Origin of the sequence: Streptomyces sp. NPDC021622 (assembly GCF_040640795.1) — a bacterium.
Taxonomy (GTDB): Bacteria; Actinomycetota; Actinomycetes; order Streptomycetales; family Streptomycetaceae; genus Streptomyces.
Genome location: NZ_JBFACK010000025.1, coordinates 86,654 through 103,511, shown reverse-complemented (window position 1 = coordinate 103,511; position 16,858 = coordinate 86,654). Strand labels below are relative to the sequence as shown.

The following is a 16,858-nucleotide window of genomic DNA, read 5'->3' as shown; positions in this document are numbered from 1 at the left end:
CCGGAAGCGAAGATCCCGACCGACCCGGAAGTGAACATCCCGCCCGACCCGGAAGGAGTGGTCCCCATGGCCACCTTCAGCGACACCTGGCGTCAGCTGCTGCACGACTACGCGCGCGAGAAGGACTACCGCTATCAGGTCAGCGGTGACACGCGCCTGCTGCAGTTCTCCGTGGACAACCCCGGCCGCGACAGCGTCACGCTCCTCGTGGCGGACATCGGCGAGATGGTGCACTTCTCGATGACCGACAGCGGCTTCATCCCCAAGGACAAGGTGCCGCTGGCCGTGGCGGCGGTGAACCAGTACAACCAGGAGCACCTGCTGCCCAAGGCGTATGTGTACGAGAACGACAGCGGGCAGAGCGACCTGCACGGCGGCTGGACGCTGCCGGGCATGCTGGAGGTCACCCCCGCGCAGTTCTCCGAGATCATGGACTGGGCGCTGAGCGTGTGTCTGGAGCTCTTCGACTGGCTGCACGAGCACTACGGACTGTGATCGCGCCAGTACAACAGGGCCGCTTCGTGGAAGAGGGCGATCAGGAGATATCTTGATGTCGAGCAATGTTGCAGACGTGGAGCGGAGCACCGGTGACTGACTCGACCATCATCTACACCCACACTGACGAGGCCCCGGCCCTGGCGACGTATTCGTTCTTGCCGGTGATCGAGGCCTACGCCTCGACGGCCGGGGTCACTGTGGAGAGCCGTGACATCTCCCTGGCGGGGCGCATCATCGCCCTCTTCCCCGAGTTCCTCGAGGAGAGCCAGCGCATCGACGACGCCCTGGCCGAGCTCGGCGAGCTGGCCAAGACGCCCGGCGCGAACATCATCAAGCTGCCGAACGTCTCGGCCTCGATCCCGCAGCTGAAGGCGGCCGTCGCCGAGCTGCAGTCGCAGGGCTACGCGCTGCCGAACTACCCGGACGACCCGAAGACCGACGCGGAGAAGGACATCCGCGCCCGGTACGACAAGGTCAAGGGCAGCGCCGTGAACCCGGTCCTGCGCGAGGGCAACTCCGACCGCCGCGCCCCCGCGTCGGTCAAGAACTACGCCAAGGCGCACCCGCACCGCATGGGCGCCTGGACGGCCGACTCGAAGACGAACGTCGCCACCATGGGCGCCGACGACTTCCGCTCCACCGAGAAGTCCGTGACGATCACCGACGCCGGTTCACTGCGCATCGAGTTCGCGGGTGACGACGGTGCGACCACCGTCCTGCGCGAGTCCGTACCGGTCCTCGCGGGCGAGGTCGTCGACGCGTCCGTGCTGCGCGTGGCCGCGCTGCGCGAGTTCCTCACCGCGCAGATCGCCAAGGCCAAGGCCGACGGCGTGCTGTTCTCCGTGCACCTCAAGGCCACGATGATGAAGGTCTCCGACCCGATCATCTTCGGTCACGTCGTGCGCGCCTTCTTCCCGAAGACCTTCGCCGCGTACGGCGAGAAGCTGGCCGCGGCCGGCCTGAGCCCGAACGACGGCCTCGGCGGCATCCTCAACGGCCTGGCCGCGCTGCCCGAGGGCGCGGAGATCAAGGCTTCCTTCGAGGCCGAGATCGCCGAGGGCCCCGAGCTCGCGATGGTCGACTCCGACAAGGGCATCACCAACCTGCACGTGCCGTCCGACGTCATCGTCGACGCCTCGATGCCCGCGATGATCCGTACGTCCGGCCACATGTGGGGCCCGGACGGCGGCGAGGCCGACACCCTGGCCGTGCTGCCGGACAGCAGCTACTCGGGCGTGTACCAGGTCGTCATCGACGACTGCCGCGCCAACGGCGCCTTCGACCCGGCCACCATGGGCTCGGTGCCCAACGTCGGCCTGATGGCGCAGAAGGCCGAGGAGTACGGCAGCCACGACAAGACCTTCGAGATCGCCGCCGCCGGTACGGTGCGCGCGCTCGACGAGGCCGGCAACGTCGTCCTGGAGCAGACCGTCGCCCCCGGTGACATCTTCCGGATGTGCCAGGCCAAGGACGCGCCGATCCGCGACTGGGTCAAGCTCGCCGTCTCCCGCGCCCGCGCGACCGGTGACCCGGCCGTCTTCTGGCTCGACGAGAACCGCGCGCACGACGCGCAGCTCATCGAGAAGGTCAAGGCGTACCTCCCGGAGCACGACACCGAGGGCCTGCAGATCGAGATCATGTCGCCGGTCGATGCGACCAAGTTCTCCCTGGAGCGCATCCGCCGCGGCGAGAACACCATCTCGGTCACCGGCAACGTACTGCGCGACTACCTGACGGACCTGTTCCCGATCCTCGAGCTCGGCACCAGCGCCAAGATGCTCTCGATCGTCCCGCTGATGAACGGCGGCGGCCTCTTCGAGACGGGCGCCGGCGGCTCCGCTCCGAAGCACGTCCAGCAGCTGGTCAAGGAGAACTACCTGCGCTGGGACAGCCTCGGCGAGTTCCTCGCGCTCGCGTCCAGCTTCGAGCACCTGGCGCAGACCACGGACAACGCGCGCGCCCAGATCCTGGCCGACACGCTCGACCGCGCGACCGCCTCGTTCCTGGAGAACGACAAGTCGCCGAGCCGTCGCCTCGGTGGCATCGACAACCGCGGCAGCCACTTCTACCTGGCCCTGTACTGGGCCCAGGAGCTGGCCAAGCAGACCGCCGACGCGCAGCTCGCCGAGGCGTTCGGCCCGCTGGCCAAGACGCTGGCCGAGCAGGAGCAGACGATCGTCGACGAGCTGATCGCGGTCCAGGGCTCGCCGGCCGACATCGGCGGCTACTACCAGCCCGACCCGGCCAAGGCGGCGTCCGTGATGCGCCCGTCCGCCACGCTGAACAAGGCCCTCGCCATCCTCGGCTGAGCGCCTTCCGCCTGAACCGACGCCGCCCCGGCCGCACTTGTGCGCGGCCGGGGCGGCGTCGTGTGTCACGGCTGCGAGTGCGCCCCGAAGCGGTACCGCTGCCATTCCCTATTTCTGAAACGAGTTCTACTGTGTGCGCCGTCAGCCCGAGGCCGTCCGAGGCCACCGGAGCAAGCGAACGCAGGAGGGGCCGTGCACCTCGAATACACGCCTGAACAGCGGCAGTTGCGCACCGAACTGCGCGCCTACTTCGCCGAGCTTGTGCCCGACAACGCTTACGCCAGGTATGCCGACCCCGCGTCGCAGAAGCGGTTCTACCGGGAGACCGTCCGCCGTCTCGGCGCCGACGGCTGGCTCGGCGTCGGCTGGCCCAAGGAGTACGGCGGGCGCGGGCTCTCGCCCATGGAGCAGTTCATCTTCTTCGACGAGGCCGCCCAGGCCGGGGTCCCGCTGCCGCTGATGGCCCTGAACACCGTCGGGCCGACGATCATGCAGTTCGGCACGGAGGAGCAGAAGACGTACTTCCTGCCGAGGATCCTCTCCGGGGAACTGGACTTCGCGATCGGCTACAGCGAGCCCGACGCGGGCACCGACCTGGCAGCCCTGAAGACCAGGGCGGTCAGGGAGGGCGACGAGGCCACCGGCCACTACACGGTGAACGGCCAGAAGATCTGGACCACCAACGGCGACACCGCCGACTGGGTCTGGCTCGCCGTCCGCACTGCCTTCGAGGACCCAGCCGCCCCGCCGCACAAGGGCATCACCATGCTCCTCGTACCGACGTCCGACCCCGGCTACTCCTGCACCATCATCAACACCCTTGCCTCGCACGACACCACGGCCAGCTATTACGAGAACATCCGCGTCCCGGTCTCGCGCCGCGTCGGCGACGAGAACAAGGGCTGGCGGCTCATCACCAACCAGCTCAACCACGAACGCGTCACCCTCGCCGCCCACGGCACCATGGCCATCCGCGCCTTCCACAACGTGCAGCGCTGGGCCGCCGACACCAAGCTCGCCGACGGCCGCCGCGTCATCGATCTGGGCTGGGTCCGCCAGCGCCTGGCCAGGACCCACACCAAGCTGGACGCGATGAAACTCCTCAACTGGCAGATGGTGAACGCCGTCCAGGAAGGCACCCTCACCCCCCAGGACGCCTCCGCCGTCAAGGTGTACGGCTCCGAGGCCCGCCGCGACGCGTACGCCTGGCTCATGGAGATCGTCGGCGCGGCCGGCGCCCTGAAGGAGGGCTCCGCGGGCGCGGTGCTCCACGGCGAACTGGAGCGCGGCTACCGCAGCGCGGTCATCTTCACCTTCGGCGGCGGCAACAACGAGATCCAGCGGGAGATCATCTCCTGGATCGGCCTCGGGATGCCGCGGGTGCGCCGCTGACACTGACGCTGCCCGGGCCCCCACCCTTCACTGATCGCGGCCCGGCACCACCATCACCTCGGTGCCGGCCGCGCGGATCGCGCGCACCTGCTCCGCCGCCAGGCCGTCGTCCACGATCAGCAGATCGAAGTCGGTCAGTGGCGCAAGGGCGTACAGCCCGTCCTTGCAGAACTTGGTGTGGTCCGCGACCAGCACCCGACGCGCGGCGCACTCCAGCATCGCCCGCTTGACCTGCACCGTTTCCGGCGAGGTGTGATAGCAGCGGCCGTTGGTGACGGCCGTCGTGGACATGAACAGGACGTCGGCGCGAAAGGCGCGGACCGCGTCCGCGGTGTGCAGGCCCATGAACGCGTCGTACGCCGGGAAGTACGCGCCGCCCAGCGTGATCAGCGAGATGCCGGGCTCCTTCGCGAGCGTGGTGACGGCGGGCAGCGAGTTGGTGATCACGGTCAGCGGGGTGTGCTCGGTGGCCTGGTGCGCAAGGAGCAGACAGGTCGTGCTGTCGTCGAGCAGTACCGTCTGGCCCGGCACGAGCAGTGTCGCGGCGGCCCGCGCGAGCAGCTGCTTGGTCTGCGCCATGGTGGCCATCCGCTCCGCGACGCTGCCGTGGAACTGCGCCGAAGGCAGCCCGGTCGCACCGCCGCGCACCTTGCGCAGCCAGCCCTGCGCCTGAAGGGCGTCCAGATCGCGGTGCGCGGTCATCAGGCTGATGCCGAACTCCTCGGCGAGGTCCGCGGTCCGCACGAAGCCACGCCCGATGACGGCCTCCCGCATCTGCCGTCGCCGGTCCTCCTGGGCCTCGACCCGGTCCATCGCAGCGCTCCCTCCGGCGTCCGTGCCGTGCGCCCTGCGCGGCACGCGTGTGAACTCGCCGCGTTATGTTCGCACGGATCTAACGTGCCCCGCCTGAGGAGAGCGGCGTCCGCGAGCGGATCCGGTGCGACGCAACATGGCAGGTCGCCGCCCTGATGGGAAGATTCCGGCCGCCATTGACTCGCGTTTCCGGCCAGCTGTTCCATCAGCTCGTCCCTCCCTCCTGCCCCCGCCGCAGAAAGGGGAAGAGTCGATGACGACATCTTCGCCCCCTCCTCCGCGTTCGCTGATCACACGCCTGGGCATTCCACCGACCCTCGCCTGGGGCTACCTCGGGCTGCTCCTCTTCATGATCGGAGACGGGGTCGAGTCCGGCTATCTCTCGCCGTACCTGATCGACGAGGGCATCTCGCAGCCCCGGGTCGCGCTCCTGTTCACCGTCTACGGCGCCGCCGCTGCCATCGCCGCCTGGCTCTCCGGAGTGCTGTCCGACCTGTGGGGCCCGCGCCGCGTCATGTGGACCGGTCTGGGCATCTGGGGCGTCTTCCAGCTCCTCTTCCTCGTCCTCGCCATCCCCATGACCAGCTATCCGCTGATGATGCTCGGGTACGGCCTGCGGGGCCTGGGCTACCCGCTGTTCGCCTACGGATTCCTGGTCTGGATCGCCTCGGTGGCGCCGCGCGCCCGGCTCGGCACGGCCATGGGCTGGTACTGGTTCGCCTTCACCGGCGGTCTGCCCACCCTCGGCTCGCTGGTCGCCAGTGGACTCATCCCGCAGATCGGCGCGTACGCCACGCTGTGGTCCGCGCTGGCTCTGGTGGCCGCGGGCGGTCTCATCGCCCTGCTGCTCGTCCGTGACGACCGGGGCGGGAAGCAGTCGCGCGGCGATGGCGAGGGGCCGCTCGCCACGCTCATCGGCAGCGTCACGGTCCTGTGGCGCAACCCCCGGGTCGGCGCGGGATCGCTCGCCCGGGTCATCAACACGGCCTCGCAGTTCGGCTTCTTCGTGATCATGCCGATCCACTTCACGAAGACGGTCGGCTTCAGCCTCACCGAGTGGCTGCATCTGCTCAGCGCGATGTTCGCGACCAACATCTTCGCCAACCTGCTCTTCGGCGTGGTCGGCGACCGGTTCGGCTGGCGCCGGACCATCGCCTGGTTCGGCGGAGCCGGCTGCGCCGTCAGCACGCTGCTGCTCTTCTACGTCCCGAACGCGGCGGGCGACAACTTCCCGCTGGCGCTGCTGGCCGCCGCCTTCTACGGAGCTACGCTGGCCGGATATGTACCGCTTTCGGCGCTTGTGCCCTCGCTGGAGCCGCGGCACAAGGGGCAGGCGCTCGCCGCGCTCAACCTGGGCGCGGGAGCCAGCACCTTCGTCGGCCCCGCGATCGTCACGGTCTTCGTCGGGCCGCTCGGTGTCACAGGGGTGGTCTGGATATTCGCGGGGATGCATGCGGTGAGCACCGTGCTCGCACACTTCCTGAAGCTGCCGGACGAGGCGGGTGCGGCAAAGACGGCCGGTGCCTCGCCGGACGCCGAGCCCGCCGCCGCACCGACCCCGGCGTGAAAGGTCCCAACTGATGTCCGTACTGACCATTGACGTCGGCACCACGATGATCAAGTCGGTCGTCTTCGACGACCAGGGCAAGGAGATCGCGGTCTCCCGGCTCGCCACCGAAGTGCTTCGGCCCCACCCCGGCTGGGCGGAACAGGACATGGACGCCGTCTGGAACGCCGTCGTCCACACCGTCCGCGGTGTGCTGTCAGGTCTCGCCGACCCCGTCTGGCTGGTGTCCTTCACCGCCCAGGGCGACGGCGCCTGGCTCGTCGACGAGCACGGCCGCCCCACCGGACCCGCCATCCTGTGGTCCGACGGCCGGGCCGGGGACCAGCTCACCGCCTGGCAGCGCGAGGGTGTCCTCGAAGCGGCCTTCCGCCGCAACGGCTCGCTGACCTGCGCCGGCATGCCCAACGCCCTCTTCAGTTGGCTCGCCGCCCACGACCCGGACCGCCTCGCGCGCTCAAGCACCTCGCTCACCGCCGCGGGCTGGCTCTTCCTGCGCCTCACCGGTGTCAGCGCCTGCGACGAATCCGACGCGTCCGCCCCGTTCCTCGACCACGCCACCGGCCAGTACGACCCGCGGATCCTCGACCTGTTCGGCCTTGGCGCGTACCACCGCCTCCTGCCGACCGTCCTCGGGGAGTCGGAGCGGATCGCCGAGATCACCGGCGAGGCGGCAGGTCAACTGGGGCTGCCCGCCGGTCTTCCGGTCGTGATGTCCCCGTACGACATCGCCGCCACCGCCCGCGGCGTCGGCGTGGTCAACCCCGGCCAGGCGTGCAGCATCCTCGGCACCACCCTGTGCACGGAGATCGTCCGCACGGACGTGGACACCAGCGGCGAACCGTCCGGCATCAACATCGCCTACCGCGGCCGCGAGCGGGTACTGCGCGCATTCCCGACCCTCAACGGCGCCGAGGTGCTCGGCTGGGCGGCGCAGATGCTGGGTCTTGCCGGACCGCCGGAACTGGCACGGCTCGCCTTCGCATCGCAGCCCGGCGCCCGCGGACTGCTGTTCCTGCCCTACCTCTCCCCGGCCGGCGAACGCGCGCCGTTCCTCGACCCGCGGGCCCGCGGCTCCTTCTGGGGCCTGTCCCTTGAGCACGCACGCGCCGACATGGCCCGCGCCGTGTTCGACGGGCTCTCGCTGGTCCTGCGCGACTCGCTTGCCGCGGCCCGCACGGACGTGAGCGAGCTGCGGCTGTGCGGCGGCGGCGCCAACAGCGACGCGTGGTGCGCGCTGATCGCCGACGCGACGGGTGTGCCGACCGCCCGCTCCGGCGACACCGAACTGGGCGCCAAGGGCGCCTTCCTCACCGGCCTCGTCCGCACCGGCGCCGAGAGCAGCATGCACACCGCCGCCGCCAAGTACGTCCGGATGCAGAGCAGTTGGGAACCCGACCCGGAACGTGCGCAGTTCTACGCAGCCCTGTACGAAGACTTCCTCGGCCGGCGGACGATCGCCCGCGAGGCCGGCTGGCGTGGCGGTGCGGTATGGCGGGGGAGCGGTGCCGCGGGACCGGGCGGGACCACCCATGACGGCGACAGCATCCCCACCGACCCGGGAGACATCCGTGCCTGACACCCATCGCGCCGACCACGCACCCCTTGATGGGATTTGGCTGGGCCTCGACCTCGGCACCCAGAGTGCCCGCTGTGTGGCCGTCGACGGCACCGGCCGGCTCCTCGCCGCCGCATCGCGGCCGCTGGCCGGCCACCGCGACGGCGTACGCCACGAGCAGGACCCCGAGCAGTGGTGGACCGCACTGTCCGCCGCCTGCCGCGAAGTCCTGGGCGGACTCGACGCCCGACGGATCCGCGGGCTCGCGATCGACGGCACCTCCGGGACGATCCTGCTCGCCGACGCCACGGGCAGCCCGCTCACCCCCGGCCTGATGTACGACGACGGGCGCGCCGCCGACCAGGCGGCGACCGTCAACGAGGCAGGCGCAGCGGTCTGGCGGGAGCTCGGCTACCGCAGCATGCAGCCGTCCTGGGCGCTGCCGAAGCTGCGCTGGCTCCTGGACCATGACGCCGCGGCGTCCGGCGCGGGCGTCCGGCTCCTTCACCAGGTCGATCTGATCACCTGGCGTCTTGCCGGACATCAGGTCGCCTCCGACGCCAGTCATGCCCTCAAGACCGGCTACCAGCTGGTCGAGGAGGGCTGGCCGCACAAGGTCATGGCCGAACTGGGCGTCCCTGACGGCCTGTTGCCCGACGTCGTACGCCCCGGCAGCGTCCTGGGAACCGTGTGCGCCGCGGCCGCGGCAGCCACCGGCATCCCCGAGGGCACCGCACTCGTCGCCGGAATGACCGACGGCTGCGCCGCCCAGATCGGCGCCGGAGCCCTGGAGCCCGGCTCCTGGAACTCGGTCCTCGGCACCACCCTCGTCCTCAAGGGCAGCAGCCCGCACCTGATCCGCGACCCGGCGGGCGTGGTGTACTGCCACCGCGGACCGGGCGAGAACTGGCTTCCGGGCGGCGCGTCCAGCAGCGGCGCCGGTGTCCTCTCCCAGCACTTCCCCGGTGAGGACCTGGAGCGGCTCACCGAGCAGGCCGCCGCGCTCGACCCGGACGCGGTCGCCTACCCCCTGGTCTCCACCGGCGGTGAACGCTTCCCCTTCCGCGCCCCCGAAGCCGGACCCTTCGTCCTCGGGCAAGTCCCCACCCGCGCGGCCGAGTTCCACGCCTATCTGCTCGGAGTGGCCTGCCTGGAACGGCTCTGCCTCGACTACCTCGACCACCTCGGCGCGCCCGTCGACGGACCGCTCACCCTCACCGGCGGCGGCGCCCGCAACCGCTACTGGTGCCGCCTGCGCGCCGAAGTCCTCGGACGTCCCGTGCGCCTGCCGGAACAGGCCGAGGGCGCCATCGGCATGGCGGTGCTCGCCGCCACCTCCTCCGGAGCCGGCCTCCAGGAGGCGGCCGCCGCCATGGTCAGGATCGGCGCGGAGATCCGCCCATCGCCGGACCGCACCGCCCGCTACCTCCCCGTCTACCTCCGCTTCATCGACGAACTCACCCGCCGTGGCTGGCTCGACCGGACCGTGGCCGACCACGCCCGCAGGAGGGCAGCGCAGTGACCGACTTCATCCTCGTACGCCATGGCGAAACCGTCTGGCACGCGGAGAACCGCTACGCGGGACGCACCGATGTGCCCCTCACCCCGCACGGCCGCGAGCAGGCCGCCGCGCTCGCCGAGTGGGCCCCCGCCGCAGGGCTCACGGCCGTCTGGAGCTCCCCGCTCTCCCGCGCCCGGCTCACCGCGGCCCCCGCCGCCGCGGCCTGCGGCCTCACCCCGCGCGTGGACGAGCGTCTCTACGAACTCGACTTCGGCCAAGGCGACGGTCTGACCAGGGAAGAGATGCGACAGCGCTTCCCGGAGCAGCTGGCGGCCTTCCTCGACGACCCGGTCGGCAACCATCTGCCCGGCGGCGAGGACCCGCGCAAGGCCGCCGCACGTGCCGCCGACTGCCTGGCCGGCATCGCCCGCGAACAGCCGAACGGCAGGGTCCTCGTCGTCGCCCACTCCACCCTCGTCCGAGTCATGCTCTGCCACCTCCTCGGCATCCCGCTCGCCGACTACCGCAGGGTCTTCCCCCAATTGCTCAACGGCGCGCTCACGGAGATCCGCGTCGAGGACGGGCAGACCGCACTGCTGTGTCTCAACGCCCCCGCGACGGACCAGACCCCCGACTTCCACTGATCCACGGACCGGCCACCCACCCGCACCGCCCTTCAGGAGACACCCGCCCATGAGCACCACCGTCCTCGCCGCAGGCAACCACTTCATCCGCCCGAGCCTGTTCACCCAGGCCGTGCGGGACGCCGCCGGGGAGCTGCCGCTGGACGTCCGCGAGCTGCAATTCCCCTGGCCGCACACCCCATTCGGCCCGGTCGGTGAGGTCATCGAGGCATCCGGTAGCGAGGACGAGATGATCGAGGCGCTCCAGGGCGTACAGATCTGCGTCACCGAGCACGGCCCGCTCACCGAGCGCATCCTCGCCGACTGCCCCGACCTGAAGCTGTTCTGCACCAGCCGGGGCGGCCCGGTCAACGCCAACCTCGACGCCGCGACCCGGCATGGCGTGGCGGTCTGCTACGCCCCCGGCCGCAACGCCACCGCCACCGCGGAACACACCCTCACCCTGCTGCTCGCCGCGGCCCGCGGTGTCGGCGACACCCACACCGACCTGCGCAAGGGCACCTGGCGCGGCGACTACTACGACTACGACAACTGCGGCATCGAGATCGAGGGCGCCACCGTCGGCCTGATCGGCTACGGCGCCATCGGCAGCCGGGTCGCCAAGGTCCTGCGCGCCATGGGCGCCGAGCTCCTGGTGCACGACCCCTATGTACGGCCCGATGCGCTGGCCGGTGTCGCGGAACAGGTCTCCCTGGACGAGCTGCTCCGCCGCTCGCGCATGGTCTCGCTGCACGCCCGCGTCACCGACGAGACCAAGGGCATGATCGGCCGCGCGCAGATCGCCGCGATGCCCCGCGGGTCGGTCCTGGTCAACTGCGCCCGCGGCGCGCTGCTCGACTACGACGCCGTCTGCGACGCGCTGGACTCGGGCCACCTCGCCGGAGCGGGCTTCGATGTCTTCCCCGAGGAGCCGCTGCCCGCCGACTCCCGTCTCCTCACCGCCCCCGGTGTCGTCCTCACCCCGCACATCGCGGGCGGCAGCCGGCAGGTCGCGCACAAGGCCGCCAACATCGTGGCCGCGGAGGTCGGCCGCTTCCTGCGCGGCGAGCCCTTGGAGCACTGCGCCAACCCCGAGGCGTTCAAGGGTTGAGGCCGGTCCGGGCGGCGTAGCCTGCCGTCAGGAGGTGGTCGTATGCGCGAGGCATCCTCATCGCAGGGCCGGGGTGCGGCGGACCCGGGACTCTTCGGGCCCGCATCGGTGACCTGGCAGATGCACGGCGACCCGATGATGTGGGTCGCCGGGGTGCGCGCCCTGTATCTGCAGGCCCTGCATCCGCGTGCCGTCCGCGGCGTCATGCAGAACTCCGACTTCCGCAGGGACGCCTGGGGCCGCCTCATGCGTACCGCGAACTTCGTCGGCACCATCACGTACGGCACCACCGAGGCGGCCGAGCACGCGGGCGCGCGGGTCCGCAAGATCCACACGATGCTCAAGGCCACCGACCCGGACACGGGGGAGCGGTACCGCGTCGACGAGCCCGAGCTGCTGCTCTGGGTGCACTGCGCCGAGATCGACTCCTATCTCCACGTCGCACGCCGGTCGGGGTTCCGGCTGACCGACGAGCTGGCCGACCGCTATGTCGCCGAGCACCGCGAGAGCGCGCGGCTCGTCGGGCTCGACCCCGCCGACGTCCCCGCGACGACCGCCGAACTCGCCGCGTACTTCGAGCGCGTCAGACCCGAGCTCGCCGCGGGACCCGAGGCGCGCGACGTCGACGACTTCCTCCAACGACCGCCGACCCACCCGCTGTTGGTCCCGGCGCGTGTCCTGCTTTGGCGGCGGGTGGCGAACCTGGCGTACGCCTCGCTGCCTTCGTACGCCCACGAGCTGTACGGCAGAACGGCCCCGCCGCCGGCGACGGTGACCCGGCGGCTCGTCACCACCGGCACCATCCTGCGCACCGTCCCCGCGCGTGTGCGCTGGCAACTTCCGCCGAAGCACATTCTGCGCGCCATGGCCCGACTCGGGCCCGGCAGCCGCCCTGCCCCGTACAAACTCGACAGCCGGGCAGCCATACTGGACGGGCCGGGGAGGGCGCAGCGAGGCAACGGGGGCGACGGCACGAGATGGCGGAAACCAGGCTGATCCAGGGCCGGTACCGGCTGCTCGATCTCATCGGGCGCGGCGGCATGGGCGAGGTGTGGCAGGCGCGCGACGAGTCCTTGGGGCGCAGAGTCGCCGTCAAGTGCCTCAAGCCCCTCGGGCCCCAGCACGACCAGTCCTTCACCCGGGTGCTGCGCGAGCGGTTCCGGCGCGAGGCCCGTGTCGCGGCGGCGCTGCAGCACAGAGGCGTCACCGTCGTCCATGACTTCGGGGAGCACGACGGCGTCCTGTATCTGGTCATGGAACTCCTGGAGGGGCGCAACCTCAGCCAGCTCCTTGAGGACAACAAACAGCATCCGCTGCCCGTCGCGGACGTCGTGGAGATCGCCGACCAGGTCTCCTCCGCGCTCGCGTACACCCATGAACAGGGCATCGTGCACCGCGACCTGAAGCCCGCCAACATCATGCGGCTCACCGACGGCACGGTGAAGATCTGCGACTTCGGGATCGCCAGGCTCGGCGCCGACATCGGCTTCACATCGCGCCTGACCGGCACGGGCATCGCGATGGGCACCCCGCACTACATGTCGCCCGAGCAGATCAGCGGCGCCCAGGTCGACCAGCGCAGCGACCTCTACTCCTTCGGGTGTGTCCTGTACGAGATCGCCACCGGCGCCCCGCCGTTCGACCTGGAGGACGCCTGGGCGGTCCTCGTCGGACACCGCGACACCCGGCCCGAGCCGCCGCGCAGCCACCGCGACGAACTGCCCGAGTACTTCGACAAGATCGTCCTCGACCTGCTCGCCAAGGAGCCCGACGGACGGCCCCGGGACGCACGGGAGCTCGGCCGCCGCATCACCGCGGGCCGCACCGGCCCCACGTACGTACCGACGGTCGTCACCCCGCCCGTGCACCGGCCCGAGCAGCCGCCGTCGCGCGAACCGCGGCTGCCGTCCTGGACGCGCGGCATGACGACGGGCCACAAGGCGAACGGCGCATCCGAGCTGCGCACCACGCCGCCCGACGCGGCGGCAGGCCTGACCGGCGAGTGGATCCCGCGCGCCGACGCGCGCCGGGCCGCCGCGCCCCACAGGCCCGAACGGCCCACGCCGCCCCCGGAGTTGGTGGCCACCCTCACCAGCAGGCACAACGCGGGCCTGAGCCTGGGGCGGCTCGGCCGCTGGGCCGAGGCCGGCGAGGTGCACCGCGCGGTCGCGGCCGAGCGGGAGCACGCCCTTGGCCCCGACCACCCCGACACGCTGGCCAGCCGCTACGAGGTCGGCTTCACGCTCAGCCGCACCGGGCGTGCCGCCGACGCGCTGCGCGAGTACGGACGCGTCGCGCAGGGCAGGGAGCGCACGCTCGGCCCCGACCATCCGGACACGCTCGCCGCCCGGCAGGAAATGGCGTACGTGATGGGGCAGTTGGGGCGGCACTTCGAGGCGCACCAGCTGTACACATCGGTCCTTGCCGTACGGGAGCGGACGGCGGGCCCCGACCATCCCGACACCCTGCGCTGCCGGCACAACCTGGCGTACAACCTCAGCAGACTCGGCCGCCTTGAGGACTCCTACCGGCTTGCCCGGCAGGTCGCGACGGCCCGCGCGCGCGTCCTCGGCGAAACACACCCCGACACACTCGTCACCCGCTACGAAGTCGCTTACGCGCTCGGCCAGTTGGGCCGCTGGCCCGAGGCGCTCCAGACGTACCGCGAGGTCGCCGACGCGCGGGTGCGGGCCCTCGGCGCCGACCACCCCGACACGCTCGCCGCCCGCTACGAGGTGGGGATCAGCCTCGGCCGCCTCGGTCGCAGCGGGGAGGCCCTCGAGCTGTACCGCGACCTGATCGACGACCGGACCCGGGTGAACGGCCCCTCCGACCCGGAGACCCTGCGCGCCCGGCACGGCCTCGGCGTGAACCTGGGCCGGCAGGGCCGCTGGGAGGAGGCCCTGGCCGAGGCGCGCGACGTCTGCGCGATCCGTGAGCGGATCCTCGGCGGCGACCACCCGGACACGCTAGTCAGCCGCCGCGAGGTCGCTGTGGGCCTTGGCTGGCTCGGCCGCTGGGCCGACGCGCTGACCGAGTACCGCAGGGTCGCTGCCGCGCGGGAGCAGGTGCTGGGCGCCGACCATCCCGATGCTCTGGCCAGCCGCAATGATGAGGCGCATTGCCTGGAGCAGTTGGGCCGTGGGACGGAGGCGGTGGAGTTGTACCGGCGGGTTGCTGCCTTGCGGCAGCAGCGTGCTTCTGGGGGGCATTGATTCCTGGGGCGCGTCGAGTGGGTCGTCCGCGGGTTGGTTGTGGCTGGGCGCGCCCACGCGGCGGAGCCGCATATGTCACAGCCCCGCGCCCCTTCGGGGCCCTCCGGAGGCGTTCACGTGCTAACAAGAGCTATGCCTCCTCGCGATCGATACGACGCCGTCATCGTCGGCGGTGGTCACAACGGACTCGTCGCCGCCGCCTATCTCGCCCGCGCCGGACGCACCGTCCTGCTCCTGGAGCGGCTCTCCACGACCGGCGGTGCCGCCGTGTCCAGCAGGCCCTTCGCCGGTGTGGACGCGCGGCTCTCCCGCTACTCGTATCTGGTCAGCCTGCTGCCGCGGAAGATCGTCCGGGAGCTCGACCTGGACTTCCGGGTGCGCACCCGCACCGTCTCCTCGTACACCCCGACCGAGCGCGACGGCGTACCGACGGGGCTGCTCGTCGGCGGCGGCGAGGCGCGGACGAAGGAGGCCTTCGCGCGGCTCACCGGAGGGCCGCGGGAGTACGAGGCGTGGCGGGAGTTCTACGGGATGACGGGGCGGGTGGCCCAGCGGGTCTTCCCCACGCTCACCGAACCGCTGCCCACCCGCGAGGCGCTGCGCGAGCAGGTCGGGGACGAGGAGGCCTGGCGGGTTCTCTTCGAGGAGCCGATCGGTCTCGCCGTCGAGGAGCGCTTCGCCGACGACCTCGTACGCGGTGTCGTCCTCACCGACGCCCTCATCGGGACCTTCGCCGACGCCCACGACCCGTCCCTGCGCCAGAACCGCTGCTTCCTCTACCACGTCATCGGCGGCGGCACCGGCGACTGGAACGTGCCCGTCGGCGGCATGGGCGCCCTCACCGGCGCCCTCGCCGCGGCGGCCCGCGCGGCGGGCGCCGAGCTCGCCACCGACCACGAGGCCACCCGCATCGAAACGGACGGCACGACCGCCGAGGTCACCTACCGGACGGCCAGCCGCGAAGCCACCGTCGCCGCCCGCCACGTCCTGGTCAACGCCTCGCCGCAGGAACTCGCCGCCCTGCTCGGCGACACACCGCCAGCCCCGGCCGAAGGCGCCCAGCTCAAGGTCAACATGCTCCTCGAAAGGCTGCCGCGGCTGCGCGACACCTCCGTCGACCCGTACGAGGCCTTCGCCGGGACCTTCCACATCGCGGAGGGCTATGGGGAGTTGGCGACCGCGTACGCCCAGGCAGCGGCCGGTGAGCTGCCCGCCGCGCCGCCGTCGGAGATCTACTGCCACTCCCTGACGGACCCCAGCATCCTCGCCCCCGACCTCGTGGAGCGCGGCTGCCAGACCCTCACCCTGTTCGGGCTGCACACCCCCGCCCGGCTGTTCGGGCAGGACAACGACGCGGTGCGGGACGAGCTGCTGAAGTCGACCCTGGCCCAGCTGGACGCCCACCTGGCCGAGCCGATCGCCGACTGTCTGGCCACCGACGCCGAAGGGCGCCCGTGCATCGAGGCGAAGACCCCGCTCGACCTGGAACGGGATCTGCGCCTTCCCGGCGGCAACATCTTCCACCGGGACCTCGCCTTCCCCTATGCCCAGGACGGCACCGGCCGCTGGGGCGTGGAGACGCGGCACGCGAACGTCCTGCTGTGCGGCGCGGGCGCGGTGCGCGGCGGCGGGGTCAGCGGCGTCCCCGGGCACAACGCAGCCATGGCCGCGATGGGCGAATAGCCGCTGGTGGACTGGCGTACGGCCCGGCGGCGGGGTCAGCGGCTCCAAGCCGCCGTCCTCTACCACTTCTCGTCCAAGGGCAACCTCACCCGTGCGGCGCTGGAGCACGTCCTCGCAGAGTTCACTGCGTACGTCGATGAGCGCGTGGCCGCCGAGCCCGACCCGCGCGCGGCCGTCGTCGCCCGCGTACGCGCGATGATCGGCTACCAGCAGGCGAACCGCCGCCATGTGCGTGTGATCACCCAGATGCTCCTCGACGACGAGGGCGGCACCCGGCTCAAGACGCCGGGCGGCCACGACACGGGGGGTGCGCCCCGAAGGGGCGCGGGGCTGCGACATGTGCGGCTCCGCCGCGTGGGCGCGGCCAGCCCCGACACGGCCGCAGACGAGCGACGGCATCCTCGCGGCACTTCCCGCGGAGCGCTTGGCGGCGGGCGAACTCCGGCGCGTGCTCGGGACGTACGCCCACACCGCCCAGATATCCCGTCACGGTGCGCAGCGCGGGAACCCTCCGCAGCATCCGCAGCGGCACCGGAAGACGGTCACCCCGGAGCGTGCCGTCCAGGGCGGGCTTGAGCAGCATCTCGTGCT

General features: G+C 71.5%; 13 protein-coding genes. 12 read left to right on the top strand and 1 reads right to left on the bottom strand.

Annotated elements, in window-relative coordinates:
• Positions 1-66 precede the first annotated feature (66 nt).
• From AB0G47_RS37235 to AB0G47_RS37225, 3 genes are all read left to right on the top strand, one after another.
• Positions 67-495 carry a YbjN domain-containing protein gene (locus AB0G47_RS37235; protein ID WP_360779343.1) on the top strand — a complete coding sequence of 143 codons (429 nt, stop codon included), beginning with the start codon at positions 67-69 and terminating at the stop codon, positions 493-495.
• A 92-nt stretch (positions 496-587) separates the two neighbouring features.
• Positions 588-2,807, top strand: coding sequence for an NADP-dependent isocitrate dehydrogenase (locus tag AB0G47_RS37230; RefSeq protein WP_360779340.1), 2,220 nt, complete (start codon positions 588-590; stop codon positions 2,805-2,807).
• A gap of 192 nt (positions 2,808-2,999) precedes the next feature.
• Complete coding sequence (locus AB0G47_RS37225; RefSeq protein ID WP_360779337.1) at positions 3,000-4,199, top strand: acyl-CoA dehydrogenase family protein; 1,200 nt, start codon at positions 3,000-3,002, stop codon at positions 4,197-4,199.
• Positions 4,200-4,226: 27 nt separating this feature from the next.
• Here AB0G47_RS37225 and AB0G47_RS37220 read toward each other — a convergent pair whose 3' ends face one another.
• Complete coding sequence (locus AB0G47_RS37220) at positions 4,227-5,012, bottom strand: DeoR/GlpR family DNA-binding transcription regulator (protein WP_360779334.1); 786 nt, start codon at positions 5,010-5,012, stop codon at positions 4,227-4,229.
• Between the two features lie 253 nt (positions 5,013-5,265).
• On the opposite strand from AB0G47_RS37220, the gene AB0G47_RS37215 reads away from it, so the two are divergent.
• The 9 genes from AB0G47_RS37215 to AB0G47_RS37175 all read left to right on the top strand — a co-directional run bounded on the left by AB0G47_RS37215 (position 5,266) and on the right by AB0G47_RS37175 (position 16,843).
• On the top strand, positions 5,266-6,579 hold the full coding sequence (locus AB0G47_RS37215; protein WP_360779332.1) for an MFS transporter: 1,314 nt from the start codon (positions 5,266-5,268) through the stop codon (positions 6,577-6,579).
• A gap of 13 nt (positions 6,580-6,592) precedes the next feature.
• The gene (locus AB0G47_RS37210; RefSeq protein WP_360779329.1) at positions 6,593-8,155 is read left to right on the top strand and encodes an FGGY-family carbohydrate kinase; all 1,563 of its coding nucleotides are present in this window, start codon (positions 6,593-6,595) and stop codon (positions 8,153-8,155) included.
• On the top strand, positions 8,148-9,656 hold the full coding sequence (locus AB0G47_RS37205) for an FGGY family carbohydrate kinase (RefSeq protein WP_360779327.1): 1,509 nt from the start codon (positions 8,148-8,150) through the stop codon (positions 9,654-9,656). Before AB0G47_RS37210 ends, AB0G47_RS37205 begins: the two co-directional genes overlap by 8 nt.
• Complete coding sequence (locus AB0G47_RS37200; RefSeq protein WP_360779325.1) at positions 9,653-10,279, top strand: histidine phosphatase family protein; 627 nt, start codon at positions 9,653-9,655, stop codon at positions 10,277-10,279. The genes AB0G47_RS37205 and AB0G47_RS37200 overlap by 4 nt, the downstream gene beginning before the upstream one ends.
• Before the next feature lie 49 nt (positions 10,280-10,328).
• On the top strand, positions 10,329-11,369 hold the full coding sequence (locus AB0G47_RS37195; protein WP_360779322.1) for a 2-hydroxyacid dehydrogenase: 1,041 nt from the start codon (positions 10,329-10,331) through the stop codon (positions 11,367-11,369).
• A 42-nt stretch (positions 11,370-11,411) separates the two neighbouring features.
• Positions 11,412-12,365 (top strand): oxygenase MpaB family protein, encoded by a 954-nt coding sequence (locus tag AB0G47_RS37190; RefSeq protein WP_360779320.1) that lies wholly within the window; start codon positions 11,412-11,414, stop codon positions 12,363-12,365.
• Positions 12,347-14,584 (top strand): serine/threonine-protein kinase, encoded by a 2,238-nt coding sequence (locus tag AB0G47_RS37185; protein WP_360779317.1) that lies wholly within the window; start codon positions 12,347-12,349, stop codon positions 14,582-14,584. Before AB0G47_RS37190 ends, AB0G47_RS37185 begins: the two co-directional genes overlap by 19 nt.
• Before the next feature lie 132 nt (positions 14,585-14,716).
• Positions 14,717-16,267 (top strand): NAD(P)/FAD-dependent oxidoreductase, encoded by a 1,551-nt coding sequence (locus AB0G47_RS37180; RefSeq protein ID WP_360779314.1) that lies wholly within the window; start codon positions 14,717-14,719, stop codon positions 16,265-16,267.
• Between the two features lie 6 nt (positions 16,268-16,273).
• Positions 16,274-16,843 carry a hypothetical protein gene (locus tag AB0G47_RS37175; protein WP_360779311.1) on the top strand — a complete coding sequence of 190 codons (570 nt, stop codon included), beginning with the start codon at positions 16,274-16,276 and terminating at the stop codon, positions 16,841-16,843.
• The last annotated feature ends 15 nt before the right edge of the window (positions 16,844-16,858 follow it).

What these genes read in the sequence shown, in the direction of transcription:
- AB0G47_RS37235 (WP_360779343.1), top strand. Translation starts at nt 67, where the DNA reads ATGGCCACCTTCAGCGACACCTGGCGTCAGCTGCTGCACGACTACGCG.
- AB0G47_RS37220 (WP_360779334.1), bottom strand. Translation starts at nt 5,012, where the DNA reads ATGGACCGGGTCGAGGCCCAGGAGGACCGGCGACGGCAGATGCGGGAG.
- AB0G47_RS37215 (WP_360779332.1), top strand. Translation starts at nt 5,266, where the DNA reads ATGACGACATCTTCGCCCCCTCCTCCGCGTTCGCTGATCACACGCCTG.
- AB0G47_RS37210 (WP_360779329.1), top strand. Translation starts at nt 6,593, where the DNA reads ATGTCCGTACTGACCATTGACGTCGGCACCACGATGATCAAGTCGGTC.
- AB0G47_RS37195 (WP_360779322.1), top strand. Translation starts at nt 10,329, where the DNA reads ATGAGCACCACCGTCCTCGCCGCAGGCAACCACTTCATCCGCCCGAGC.
- AB0G47_RS37190 (WP_360779320.1), top strand. Translation starts at nt 11,412, where the DNA reads ATGCGCGAGGCATCCTCATCGCAGGGCCGGGGTGCGGCGGACCCGGGA.
- AB0G47_RS37185 (WP_360779317.1), top strand. Translation starts at nt 12,347, where the DNA reads ATGGCGGAAACCAGGCTGATCCAGGGCCGGTACCGGCTGCTCGATCTC.
- AB0G47_RS37180 (WP_360779314.1), top strand. Translation starts at nt 14,717, where the DNA reads ATGCCTCCTCGCGATCGATACGACGCCGTCATCGTCGGCGGTGGTCAC.